Origin of the sequence: Aeromicrobium sp. REDSEA-S38_B2, from assembly GCF_001628525.1 — a bacterium.
Classification (GTDB): Bacteria; Actinomycetota; Actinomycetes; order Propionibacteriales; family Nocardioidaceae; genus Aeromicrobium; species Aeromicrobium erythreum.
Genome location: NZ_LUNH01000070.1, coordinates 1 through 12,392, shown reverse-complemented (window position 1 = coordinate 12,392; position 12,392 = coordinate 1). Strand labels below are relative to the sequence as shown.

The window sequence follows — 12,392 nt, the reverse complement described above, 5'->3', positions numbered from 1 at the left end:
GGCGGGCGACGCGCAGGCGGTGACCGACCACCTGCGCAGCGAGGGGTTCCTGCGTCCCGGCACCAAGATCGATCCCGAGGTGATGGCCGGGTACATCGCGCCGTTCGTCGAGCCGGCGGGCGCCCCGACGTTCACGTTCTCGAGGGCCTGGCTGCGTGAGCAAGCAGGCCGGGTCGGCCTCGGCGGCGAGGGCATGTCGACGTCGATGAAGATCAACCTGCCGCCGGAGTACCTGCTCATCCACCGCGTCTGGCTGGGTGGCGTCGGCGTGCTGTGCCAGCTCAACGCGACGGCACCGTTCCGCTCGATCCTGGAGGAGTCGATCCCCGGGTTCGAGCCACCGGACTGAGGCTCAGCGGAGCACGAGGCCGGCGGCCAGCACCAGCATGACGCAGCCGATCGCGCCGTCGAGCAGGCGCCACGCGCGCGGCTCGCGCAGCCAGCGGCCCAGGTGACGCGCACCGAACCCGAGCGCCGCGAACCAGACGACGCTGCCCGTCATGGCGCCGACAGCGAACCACCCACGGGCGTCACCGTGCGAGGCGGCGACCGACCCCAGCAGCACGACCGTGTCGAGGTACACGTGCGGGTTCAGCCATGTCAGGGCGAGCGCGGTCAGCCCGACCCGCGCCGCCGACGGCCTCACCCGCACCGCCAGCCCGCCGCCTGACTCGACGCGGGCGTCGCCGTCGACCTCGAGCGACTCCCCCGACCCCGTGACCGCCCGGCGCAGCGCCAGGACCGCGTAGCCGGCGAGGAACGCCGTGCCACCCCAGCGGGCCGCGTCGACGAACCAGGGCACCGACTCGACGAGTCGCCCCAGGCCGACGACCCCGACGGCGACGAGCACGACGTCGGAGAGAGCGCACACCGCCACCACCAGGCCGACGTGCTCGCGACGCAGCCCTTGCCGCAGGACGAAGGCGTTCTGCGCGCCGATCGCGACGATGAGGGCGAGGCCGGCACCGAGGCCGGAGAGGAGGCTGGTCACGCAGCCACGCTAGGGCGCAAGCATCTTCAGGACCAGCGAAGAATTCTTCAGGTGCATTAGCATGGCTTCATGTGGTCCGACCCCGTCGCCGTGCGCACCGTGGCCGCGGTGGTCGAGGCCGGCACCTTCGACGGCGCCGCCCGCGCCCTGCACGTGACGCCGTCCGCGGTGAGCCAGCGTGTGAAGGCCATCGAGGAGTCGGTCGGCCAGCGCCTGCTGGTGCGCACGACTCCCGTGCGGCCGACGGCCGCCGGGGAGGTCACGGCCCGCGCCGAGCCGGTGCCCGGGGGCCGGGCAGTCCCGCTCGGCGCGCTGACCTACCGGGCGATGGCGTCGCGCACCTGGATGGACCGCTGGGCCCCCGACGGGGTCGGCGAGGCCGAGCTGCGGACCGCACCGCGCGTCGACTACGACCCGACCGACTCGCTCCAGGCCGACTGGCTCGCCGCGCACGACGTCGACGCGTCCCTGACCCCACGCCACCTCGTGCCGTCGCCGCACGACTTCGCGCGGGCCGTCTCCCTCGGTCTCGGCTGGGGCCTGCTGCCCGCCGAGCACGCCGCCACGTACGGGCCCGACCTCGTCGACCTCGCAGGTCCGACGATCCGCTCCCCGCTGTCGTGGCAGCGCTGGCGGACGCCGTCGAGCCTGCTCGACCGGCTGACCGACGTCGTGGTGGCGACGGCCGCCGAGCGCCTCAGCCCTGCTGGGCGATGACCTCGAGCACCGCCTCGCCGTAGCGCTCGCGCTTCGTCTGGCCGATCCCCGGGATGCCGACGAGCCCGTGGGCGTCGGCGGGGCGCAGCTCGGCCAGGGCGAGCAGGGTGGCGTCGGTGAACACGACGTAGGCCGGCACCTTCGCGTCCGCGGCGGTGGTGCTGCGCCACTCCCGCAGACGCTCGAACACCGCGCGGGCGTCGGCGTCGAGCGACTCGAGCTCGACGTTGCTGCGCTTCTTGGGGCGCGGCCCGGCCGAGCCGCCGCGCGCCGGGTGGTCCGGCGGCAGCAGCGGGTCGAGGAACCGGGTCGGCTTGCGCCCCTGCCGCCCGCCGGGCTTGCGTGCCCGCGCCCAGGAGATGGTCAGGTGGCGCCGCGCCCGGGTGACGCCGACGTAGAACAGCCGACGCTCCTCGGCCACGGCCTGCGGGGTGTCGGCGTGGGTGATGGGCATCATCCCCTCGTGCGCCCCGACGCAGAACACGGCGTCCCACTCCAGGCCCTTGGCCGCGTGCAGGGTCGCGAGGGTCACGCCCTCCGCGGTGGGCGCGTGGGCCGACTGCGCGCGACGGTCGAGGTCGGCGAGCAGCTCGGTGAGACCGGCCTCCGGCTGGGACTCGGCGAGGTCGTCGGCCATCGTCACGAGAGCGTGCAGCGACTCCCAGCGGTCGCGCGTGGCGCCCGGACCTGACGGCGCGGTCTCGGTGTGTCCCATGCTCGCCAGGACCGCGCGGACCTCGTGCCCGAGCCGACCGTGGTCGGGGGCGTCGACGTCGACCGTCGCGTCGGCCCCGTCCTCGCCGGCGCGCGCCGCACCGCGCAGGAGGGTGACGGCCTGACGCACCTCGGCGCGCTGGAAGTAGCCCTCGACCCCGCGCAGGGTGACGGGGACGTCGCGCTCGCCCAGCGCCTCCTCGAAGGCCTCCGACTGCGCGTTGATCCGGAACAGGACGGCCATCTCGCGGTAGGGCACCCCCGAGCGGTGCAGCCGGACGACCTCGTCGGCCACCGCGGACGCCTCGCTCGGCTCGTCGCTGTACCCCAGGTAGCGCACGGGCTCGGCGGGAGCGGCCTGCGCCTGCAGCGGTCGGCCGTGGGCCTCGCCCCGGACGCCGTCGAACACGGCGTTGGCGACGGCCACGACCTGCGGGGTGGAGCGGTAGTTGCGCACCAGCGAGACCCGCTCGGCGTCGGGGTAGCGCTGGGCGAAGTCGGCGAGGATCTGCGGCGACGCCCCGGCGAAGGTGTAGATGGTCTGGCGCGGGTCGCCGACGACGCAGACGTCGTCGCGTCCGCCGAGCCAGAGGTCGAGCAGCGTCGACTGGAGCGGGTTGACGTCCTGGTACTCGTCGACGACGAACCACCGGTACTGGCGTCGGACCTGCGCGGCGATGCGCTCGTCGTCGGCGAGGATCGCGGCGGTGATGAGCAGGATGTCCTCGAAGTCGATGCGCCCGCGCTCGCGCTTGACGTCCTCGTAGGCGGCCATGACCGCGGCGACCCGGCCCGGGTCGAGGTCGGCGACCTCGCGTCCGCGGCGGCGCGCCACATCGGGGTAGTCGGCGCCACGGACGTTGCTGACCTTGGCCCACTCGACCTCGGCGGCGAGGTCGCGGATGACGGCGTTGTCGGGTCGGCGGATGCCCTCACGGCTCGCGGCCTCCGCGACGAGGCCGAACTTGGAGCCCACGACCTCCGGCAGCTCGGTGCCGTAGACCTGCGGCCAGAAGTACCGCGCCTGGCGCAGCGCGGCGGAGTGGAACGTGCGGGCCTGCACGTGCGGCGCGCCGAGCTGGGCGAGCCGTCCGCGCATCTCGCCCGCGGCACGCGTCGTGAAGGTGAGCGCGAGCACCTCGGTGGGCACGTACAGGCCGGTCGCGACGCCGTAGGCGATGCGGTGGGTGATGGCGCGGGTCTTGCCCGTCCCGGCGCCCGCGACGATGCAGACCGGGCCGCGCAGGGCCTCGGCGGCGGCCCGCTGCTCGGGGTCGAGGTTCTCGAGGAGGTCCTCGGGGCTGGGCACGCGGGCACTTCTCCTCGGTCGGGGACGGGTCGGGGGGTGCCGGACAGGCCGGCGGGGCGGAACAAGCCCGGCCGTGGTGTCGTTGACACCCGTGGCACCGGCGTCGTCGACACCGGTGCGACCAGCCTAGACCGCACAGGAGACAACGATGACCGGCGACTTCACCCTCTACTCGACCCCGTGGTGCGGCTACTGCCACCGGCTGAAGTCGCAGCTCCAGCGCGAGGGCATCAGCTTCGAGGAGGTCGACATCGAGCAGGTCCCCGAGGCCGCGGCGATCGTCGAGAAGGCCAACAACGGCAACCAGACGGTCCCCACCCTGGTGTTCGCCGACGGCACCGCCCTCACGAACCCGTCCGTCGCGCAGGTCAAGGCCCAGCTGGGCGTCTGACCCCCTGGCGGTAGGTGAGCCGCGGAACGAGTGCTGGCGGTCGCGGACCCGCGTCATCGTCGTCAGGTGACGCGCGCCAGCTACCGCTCGCTCGAGCTCCGCGGCGGCCTACCGCCCCGACGTCAGTACCAGCCGGACGGGATGCGCTCGCCCAGCCAGCTCTCGATGAGCCAGCTGGAGATCGAGACTCCGGACGGCGGGAGCAGCAGCGTCCCCGCCTCGCCCTGCGCCAGCAGCTCCTCGCGGGTGACCCACTGGGCCGCCGCCATCTCGACGCCGTCGACCTCGATGTCGGTGGCCGTCGCCCGACCGAAGAAGCCGACCATCAGGCTCGCCGGGAAGGGCCACGGCTGGCTGCCCGCGTAGGCCACGTCGCCGACCACGACACCGGACTCCTCGGTCACCTCGCGGCGGACGGCGTCCTCGAGGGTCTCCCCCGGCTCGACGAACCCCGCGAGCGTCGACCAGCGACCCTCCGGCCAGCTGGCCTGGTGCCCGAGGAGTGCGCGGTCCTGGTCGTCGGTGACGAGCATGATGACGGCGGGGTCGGTACGCGGGAAGTGGTCGGTGCCGCACACGGTGCACCGGCGCAGGTGACCGGCCGACCGGATCTCGGTGGCCCCGCCGCAGCGCGGGCAGAACGGCGTGGCAGCGAGCCAGCGGGCCATCCCGACGGCGTGGACGGCCAGGGAGAGGTCGTCGGCACCCAGCAGGGGCGCCAGGACGCGGATGCTCACCGGCACCAGGTCCTGCGGCACGCGCTCGACGACGACCGCGGCGTGCGGCACCCCGGCGAGCTCGCCGAGGAAGATCCACGTGCCCTCCGGCGCCTCCTCGCGCGGCAGCCAGCGCAGGGCGGGCCCGTCGACCGTCGCGACGTGCTCACCGCCCAGCACCAGCACGCGCACCTGCGGACCGTCCCACGCGTCGTCGGCCCGTAGCAGGCCCGCACGGTCGTGGCGGGCCCGGTCGAAGGCGAACGGCGGGGTCGCGGACGAGGTCGAGGCGCTCACCCTGCCAGGTTAGGCCCGGGTCCGGTCCCGGGCGCGAGCAGCGCCTCGAGAGCCTCGCGGTCGAGCAGGTCCTCGGGTGCGTACCGCACCACCGTGCCGAGACGCACGTAGTAGAACGCGCCCGAGACGAGTGCGGGGTCGAGACCCTGGAGCTCGGCCCACGCCAACCGGTACAGGCTGAGCTGCAGCGGGTCGGCGTCGGCCTGTCGGCTCGTCTTCCAGTCGACCACCTCGAAGCCACGGCCGGCCGGCGTGGTCGTGGCGAAGACGGCGTCGATGCGGCCGACCACCTGCTGGCCGGCCAGCAGCATCGAGAAGGGCGCCTCGATCGTGTGCGGCGTGCGGTGTCCGTACGGGCCCGACTCGAACCGCTCGATGACGTCGGCCAGCTCGGCGTCGTCGGCGAGCTCGACGTCGCCCTGTCCCGGCAGCTCGGTGGGCTCCAGCAGAGGTCGCTGGCCGTAGTGCGACTCGACCCAGGCGTGGAACCGGGTGCCGAACCTGGCGGCGCCCGAGGGCTGGCGCGGCATCGGCCGCGCCAGGGTGCGCGCGAACGACGACTCGTCCTGCGCCAGCGCCAGCACCGCCGTCGCCGACAGCGTGGACGGCAGCTCGACGGGACGCGCCTCTGCCTGCGCCGCCTCGGCCTCGGCGAGGAGGAGGTCGATCTCGAGGGACAGCTCGGCCACTCGGTCGCCAGGGACCGGCAGCTCGGGCACCGGCGCCGCGCCGCCGTCGAGGGCAGCCAGGACCTCCGCGGCCAGCGCTCGCCGCCCGTCGAGAGCCGGCGGCTCCACCGGCCACGCGATCCCGTCGGCGAGCACGAGGTGCGGGTTGGTCTCGTCGTCGGCGGGAGGCTCGGCCCAGTGCAGCGGGTCGATCCCCTGCTCGACGAGCCAGTCGCGCGTGGTGAGCAGGAAGTCCGACGGTCCGAGCGGCTTCAGCTGGGTGCGTCCCCACCAGTGGCCGCTCACGACCACGCGCTCCTTGGCGCGGGTGTAGGCGACGTACCCGAGGCGGAGCTCCTCGAGCAGGTCGGCCTCGCGGCTCGCCGCGCGCAGCTCTTTGCCCGCGGTCGGCGTCCACTCCGCGAGGTCGGGCAGGCTCGCCGCGTCGCCACGCAGCGACGTCGGCAGCGCGCTGCCGTTCGTCAGCCAGCTCGGCCGGCCACGACCGGACGGGAACACGCTGCTCGACACGAGGGGCACGAACACCGCGCCCCACTCCAGGCCCTTGGAGCGGTGGATGGTCAGCAGCTTGACCGAGTCGGCCTCCGAGGGCGTCGTGACCTCCATGCCCTCGTTGAACTCCGACTCCGCCCGCAGGTAGGTCACCAGGCCCGTGAGCGAGGCGTAGCGGTCGGTGGCCCCGTAGTCGGCCACGGCGTCGAGGAACGTCGCGAGGTTGTCGGACGCACCCTCGACGTCGCCGGCCTCGAGCTCGACGTCGAGGTCGAGCGCGCGGACGGCGCGACGCGCGAGGTCGAGCAGCGGCTCGCCCACGTGCGCCCGGACGCGGTGCACCACCCGCGAGAGGTCGGCGAAGCGCTCGAGCGCGCGGGGGTCGTAGGGCAGGTCGCCGGGGTCGTCGAGCGCCTCGGCGAGCGAGACGACCTCGGTGGGGTCGGTGCCCTCGACCGCGCGGGCCAGCTCCTCGGCGAGCGTCGCGTCGTCCTGGGCGCCGTGCGCGCGTCCGCTCAACGTCGCGGCACGTCGACCGAGCAGCGCGAGGTCGCGGGGTCCGACGTTCCAGCGCGGCCCGGCCAGCAGCCGGAGCACCGCGGGGTTGGCGGTGACGTCCTCGACGACCTCGAGCAGGGAGACGACGTCGAGCACCTCGGGCTGCACGAGCAGCCCCGCCAGGCCGACGATCTCGAAGGGCACGTGCGCGTCGCGCAGCGCCTTGACGATCTCGCCGTTCTCGCGGGCCACCCGTACGAGGACCGCGATGTCGGCCCACGGTCGGCCGGCGTCGTGCTCGGCGACGACCCCGGCGACGAGCGCGGCGATCTCCTCGTCGACGGTGCGGTGCAGCGCGACGTCGACGCGCCCGGTCAGGTCGGCGGCCGAGACGAGCGGGGAGACCACCGACGACGACGCGTAGAACGGCTGCGCCAGGTGGTTGGCGGCCGCGATGACCTCCGGCGCGCAGCGTCGGGTCTCCACGAGGGCGAACTGGCGACCCCGGCTGCCGTCGGCGGCCGGGAAGTCGTCGAGGAACTCCTCGAGGTTGCCGGTGGCCGCTCCGCGCCAGCCGTAGATGCCTTGCGCGGGGTCGCCGACGGCCGTGACGGGGAGCCCGGAGAACAGCGCCTGCAGCAGGTCGCGCTGGGCGACGGAGGTGTCCTGGTACTCGTCGAGCAGGACGACGTCGTAGCGCTCGAGCATGGCGGCCCGGACCTCCGGCAGCTGCGCGAGCTGGGCGCCCCAGGCCATCTGGTCGGAGAAGTCCATGACGCCGTCGGCGGCCTTGGCGACGCGGTAGGCCTCCACGAGGAGGCTGAGCTCGCTGCGCTTGAGCGCGGTCAGCGCGGCGTCGCGCAGCAGCGCCGGCTTGCCGACCGCCTCGAACTCCGCGACGACGGCGGCGTCGTGCTGGCGCAGCTGCTCGGGGCTGACGAGGTGCTCGGACAGCTGGGAGTCCAGCGCCATCACCTGGCCGACCAGCGTGGGCACGTGGGTGCCGATGAAGCGCAGCTCGCGGTCGTAGGCGGAGATCACGCGGGCCATCCGCTGGAACCGCGACGCGTCGGTGACGACCTGCAGGTCGGGCTCGATGCCGAGCCGCAGGCCGTGCTCGGTGATGAGCGACCCGGCGAACGCGTGGTACGTCGAGGCCGTGACGTCGCTCCACGGGTCGCCCGGGTCGGCGGGCAGGTGCTCCAGGCTCGCCCGGATCCGCTGTCCCAGCTCGGCGGCCGCCTTGTTGGTGAAGGTCAGGCCGAGGATCCGCTCGGGTGCCACGCCGAGGTGGCCGACGAGCCACAGCACCCGCGCCGCCATGACCGTCGTCTTGCCCGACCCGGCCCCGGCGATGATGGCGCCCGGGCGGTCGAGCCCGGCGGTGATGGCGGCGACCTGCGGCTCGCTGAACGGGATGCCGACGAGGTCGCGCAGGTGCTGCGCGTCGCGGACGAGGCTCATGCCTGCTCCTCCCCCGCGACCGGCCCGCGCTGGCGGACGAGGATGCTGGCGCCGTCGTCGTGGGCGGGGCAGACCCGGCGGAACTGGCACCAGCCGCAGGCGTTCGGAGAGGCGGTGGCGACCAGCTGCTCCTCGGCGACGGTGCGCACGCTGCGCCGCAGCTGCTCCACCGCGAAGAACGGCTGGTCGTCGCGGGGGCCGTCCTGCGGCTGGACCTTGGGGGCGCCGGAGGCGTCGACGCGCAGCTGCACCAGCTCCGCACCGGCCGCGTGACCGTCGGGGACGACGTCGGCGGTGGCGCCGTGCTCGACCGCGAGCTGGTAGACGCCGAGCTGCGGGTGCTCGGCGATGTCGCGCGAGGACGGCGGGTTCTTGGACGTCTTGAGGTCCACGACGTGCACGCCGCCCTCGTCGTCGACCTCGACCCGGTCCATCGACCCGCCGAGGCGGACCGCGCGCCCCTCGACCTCGACCTCGACGTCGAAGGGGTGCTCGGCCGCGACGACGGTGCGCGGGTTCTCGGTGTGCCAGGTGGCGAACCGGCCGAGCGCCTCGACGGCGGCGGTCTTCTCGCGGGCACCGACCCAGGGCGGGAGGTCGAGCTCGTGCCAGACGTCGTCGAGGTGCGCCGACATGGCGGTGACGTCGGGCGTGACCCCGGTGCGCACGACGTCAGCGGCGATGGCGTGCACGATCGAGCCGAAGCCCTGCGCCGACGTGGTGGCGTGCGCGCCGCGGGCCTCGTGGTCGAGGAACCACTGCAGGGGGCACTGCTCGAGGGCGGACACCTGGCTGCCCGAGAGCCGGATCGGCTGGTCGGCGGGCCGCAGGGGTGCGTCGGAGGTCGTGCGAGGCGCCAGCCCCCACCAGCGGTCGGGGTGGGCGGCCCGGCTCGCCGGGTGGCCGGCCAGCCGTGCGAGCTGCTCGGCGACGCGCCTCCGCTCGGCCGGGTCGTCGGTGTTCTCGCCGATCCGCCGCAGCTCGGCCACGGCGGAGCGCAGCGACAGCGCGCGGCGCGGTCGGTGCTCGGTCTCGGGCAGCGTCCGGCGCGCCGGGCGGTCCTCGTCGGGCTGCGTCAGCGACGTGTGGAGCTCACCGACGAAGCGCGACGGCTGGTCGCCGTCGTCGGAGCCGCTGGCGACGGCGGTGACGACGAGCCGCTCGCGGGCGCGGCTGCACGCGACGTAGAACAGCCGACGCTCCTCCGCGATCGCCGAGCGGGTGCTCGGGTAGGGCGCCACGCCCTCGCGGGTCAGTCGTTCGGGCTGCAGCAGGCTGCTGCGCAGGCGCGTGTCGGGCCACTCGCCGTCCTGCACGCCGGCCACGACGACGAGGTCCCACTCCAGGCCCTTGGAGCGGTGCGCCGTCATGAGACGGACGGCGCGGGTGTCGTCGGGGGCCTGGGCGAGCGTGTCGGAGGGGATCTGCTGCGCCTCGAGGGCGAGCACGACCTCGCCGACCGAGCGATGCGCCTCGCGCTCCTCGGCGCGGGCAGCCTCGGCGAACAGCGCGCAGAGGGCGTCGAGGTCGTGGTGGGCCCGGGCCGCGCCCTCGCCACCGGACTCCGCCTCGGCGCGCAGCCGCTGCGGCCAGGTGGTGCCGTCCCACAACGTCCAGAGCACCTCCTCGGCGGACGCGCCGGCCGCGAGCTGCTCGACGGCGCGCACCAGCAGCCCCGAGACACGTCGTGCCTGCTGGACGGCGAGGCCCTCGGGACCGTCGGCGGCGAGCGTGGCGAGCCGGGGCGGGTCGGCGAGCACCTCGGCGAGGAGGAGACGTGAGGGTCGAGGCCGGCCGTGCTCGGCCGCGTCGTCGCGACGCAGCACGCGGCCGAGGCGTCGTAGTCCGGCCGCGTCCATCGCGCCCAGCGGGCCGGTGAGCAGCGACGTGGCCGCCTCGGGGTCGAGCGGCTCGCCCGCGTGCAGGGTCTGCGCGGCGTGCAGCGCGGCGAGCAGGGTGCGCACGGCGGGCTCGACGGCGAGGGGCAGCTCGTCACCCGCGACCTGGACGGGCACGCCCGCGGCGGACAGCGCCCGGTGGAGCCGGTCGAGGTGGGCCGAGGAGCGGACGAGCACCGCCATGCGGTCCCAGGGGACGGGTCGGTCGGCCACCAGGTGGGCTTCGCGCAGCAGGAGCGCCACGTGCTCGGCCTCGGCGGTGGCGGAGGAGAACGTGCGCACCTCGACGCTGCCCGACCGCTCGGGATCGGTGGCCGGCGAGCGTAGCGCGGCGAGGCGCTCCCCGTCGGGACCCGGGACCGCTCCGCGGTTCTCGACGACCGAGCGGACCGCCGCCGCGATGGCGGCGCCGTAGCGGTTGGTGCGGGCGAGGGTGAGCACGGCGGGCTCGCCGAGCGGCGTGGCGAACTGCTCGGTGAAGCGCAGGATGCCGGTGACGTCGGCGCCGCGGAACCCGTAGATGGACTGGTAGGGGTCGCCGACCACGACGAGGTCGCGACCGTCGCCGGCCAGGGCCTGCAGCAGCGCGACCTGCAGCGGGTCGGTGTCCTGGAACTCGTCGACGACGACGAGCCGGAGCCGGTCGCGCCAGCGGCGCCGGCACTCGGGGTCGTCCAGGAGCGTGACCGCCTGGAACACGAGGTCGGTGTGGTCGATCGTGTTGGTGAACGCGGCCACGGAGGTGACGTCGTCGAAGAAGCGGGCGGCGGCCTGCCAGTCGGCGCGACCGGTCTGCTGGCCGACGGCGAGGAGGTCGACGCTGTCGAGACCTTGCGCGCGGGCGGCACCCAGCAGACGCTGCAGCTCCGCCGTCAGGCCGCGCGTGCGCAGCGCGGGCCGCAGCGCCTCGGGCCACTCCTGCGGGTCGGTGCCGGCGAGGAGGTCGGCGAGCACCGCGTCCTGCTCGGGCGCGCTCAGCAACGAGACGGGGCTGCGGAAGTCGGTGGTGCCCTGCTCGGCGCGCACGAGCGCGTAGCAGAAGGAGTGGAAGGTCATGGCCGGCGTGGTGGCCACCGTGCGACCCAGCCGTCGGGCGATGCGCGCCCTGACCTCCTGCGCCGCGGCCCGGCTGAACGTGAGGACGAGGACCTCGTCGGCCGCGACCGCGCCGGACTCCACGCGCTGCGCCACCAGCTCCACCAGCGTCGTCGTCTTGCCGGTGCCCGGCCCCGCCAGCACCTGGAGCGGCCCGCCGACGGTGGCGACGTGGTCGAGCACGGCCTGCTGGCTCGGGTCGAGCACCACCCGCCGCGCCGCCGTCGCGGGCTCGGGAGGCTGGATGCGGTACTCGACGGTCACGTGACCATCCCAGCAGAGGCCACCGACAGGCTCAGGACGCCCCCGCCTCGCCCCACAGCGCCTCGGCGACGTGCACCCGACCGTTGCGCACCGGCGTGCCCTCCTGCGCCCACCGCTGCTGCGCCTCCATCATCAGCGGCGCCGGCAGCGTCCCGTCGGCGCGCGGCACCCGCCACCAGCACACGGCGTGCCCGTACAGCGACATGATGCGCCCGACGTAGCGCGGGCCGTACCCGCCGGCGACCACCTCCGCCACCCGCCCGTACGGCAGCACCCGTCCGGCCGGGATCCGCTCCACCAGCCGCAGCACCTGCTCGACGTACGCCTCGTCCACCCCTCGATGATGCCTGGCGACTGCGTCGGCGCGGCTCCTCGGTCGGGTGGGTGCGGTGGTGCGGCTCATCGTCGACCTGCGGCTGCAGTGGTGCGGCTTCTCGCTCGGTGGGGCTGCGTCGGCGCGGCTTCTCGTCGACCTGCGGCTGCGCTGGCGCAGCTTCTCGTCGACCTGCGGCTGCGCTGGCGCGGCTTCGACTCGTCCTGCGCTCCGAAAGGGCCTCGACCGGACGGCTGGCGACGGCGCTGGTCCGGGGTCCCGGGCTGTGGGTTCGTCTCGAGGGTCGAGCGGTGGGTCTGCCACCGAATCGGCGTCGGCGGTGGATCTGCCACCTTCTCAGCGCTGTACAGGTGGAGAATCCACCGCCGACGGGGCTAGACGTGGCAGAACTTCTCCCTTCTCGTGGACCGGTCCAGGAGAAGGAAGAAGCGCTGCCCACCCCACCCCCAAGGGCACCCACGATTCTTCCTTCGTGCGACGAAGGACGAACACTTCTGCGTTCACGACGGGATCCCGTAGCAAA

At 74.5% G+C, this 12,392-nt stretch carries 8 protein-coding genes and 1 pseudogene; 3 read left to right on the top strand and 6 right to left on the bottom strand.

What is annotated here, in order from left to right:
- Positions 1–349, top strand: a pseudogene (locus A6Q81_RS13515) (AarF/ABC1/UbiB kinase family protein); the annotation flags it as partial.
- A gap of 3 nt (positions 350–352) precedes the next feature.
- On the opposite strand, the gene A6Q81_RS13510 reads toward A6Q81_RS13515, so the two are convergent.
- Positions 353–991, bottom strand: coding sequence for a LysE/ArgO family amino acid transporter (locus A6Q81_RS13510; protein WP_067855894.1), 639 nt, complete (start codon positions 989–991; stop codon positions 353–355).
- Between the two features lie 69 nt (positions 992–1,060).
- On the opposite strand from A6Q81_RS13510, the gene A6Q81_RS13505 reads away from it, so the two are divergent.
- Complete coding sequence (locus tag A6Q81_RS13505; protein ID WP_286690778.1) at positions 1,061–1,708, top strand: LysR family transcriptional regulator; 648 nt, start codon at positions 1,061–1,063, stop codon at positions 1,706–1,708.
- On the opposite strand, the gene A6Q81_RS13500 is transcribed toward A6Q81_RS13505, so the two are convergent.
- Entirely contained in the window at positions 1,689–3,731 is a 2,043-nt protein-coding gene (locus A6Q81_RS13500) for an ATP-dependent helicase (protein ID WP_067855888.1), read from the bottom strand. The two genes, A6Q81_RS13505 and A6Q81_RS13500, sit on opposite strands and share 20 nt — an antisense overlap.
- Before the next feature lie 148 nt (positions 3,732–3,879).
- On the opposite strand from A6Q81_RS13500, the gene A6Q81_RS13495 reads away from it, so the two are divergent.
- On the top strand, positions 3,880–4,122 hold the full coding sequence (locus A6Q81_RS13495) for a mycoredoxin (RefSeq protein WP_067855885.1): 243 nt from the start codon (positions 3,880–3,882) through the stop codon (positions 4,120–4,122).
- A 122-nt stretch (positions 4,123–4,244) separates the two neighbouring features.
- Here A6Q81_RS13495 and nudC read toward each other — a convergent pair whose 3' ends face one another.
- From nudC to A6Q81_RS13475, 4 genes are read right to left on the bottom strand one after another with little or no spacing between them, the layout of a single operon-like run.
- On the bottom strand, positions 4,245–5,135 hold the full coding sequence (nudC, locus tag A6Q81_RS13490; protein WP_067855881.1) for an NAD(+) diphosphatase: 891 nt from the start codon (positions 5,133–5,135) through the stop codon (positions 4,245–4,247).
- Positions 5,132–8,278 carry an ATP-dependent helicase gene (locus A6Q81_RS13485; RefSeq protein WP_286690777.1) on the bottom strand — a complete coding sequence of 1,049 codons (3,147 nt, stop codon included), beginning with the start codon at positions 8,276–8,278 and terminating at the stop codon, positions 5,132–5,134. The genes nudC and A6Q81_RS13485 overlap by 4 nt, the downstream gene beginning before the upstream one ends.
- Positions 8,275–11,535 (bottom strand): ATP-dependent helicase, encoded by a 3,261-nt coding sequence (locus A6Q81_RS13480; protein ID WP_286690776.1) that lies wholly within the window; start codon positions 11,533–11,535, stop codon positions 8,275–8,277. Before A6Q81_RS13480 ends, A6Q81_RS13485 begins: the two co-directional genes overlap by 4 nt.
- Positions 11,536–11,566: 31 nt before the next feature.
- Positions 11,567–11,869, bottom strand: coding sequence for an MGMT family protein (locus tag A6Q81_RS13475; RefSeq protein ID WP_067855872.1), 303 nt, complete (start codon positions 11,867–11,869; stop codon positions 11,567–11,569).
- Between the last annotated feature and the right edge of the window lie 523 nt (positions 11,870–12,392).

Bases quoted from the DNA above. Each gene is read 5' to 3' on its own strand.
- A6Q81_RS13485 (WP_286690777.1), bottom strand. From the start codon at position 8,278: ATGAGCCTCGTCCGCGACGCGCAGCACCTGCGCGACCTCGTCGGCATC.
- A6Q81_RS13495 (WP_067855885.1), top strand. From the start codon at position 3,880: ATGACCGGCGACTTCACCCTCTACTCGACCCCGTGGTGCGGCTACTGC.
- A6Q81_RS13505 (WP_286690778.1), top strand. From the start codon at position 1,061: ATGTGGTCCGACCCCGTCGCCGTGCGCACCGTGGCCGCGGTGGTCGAG.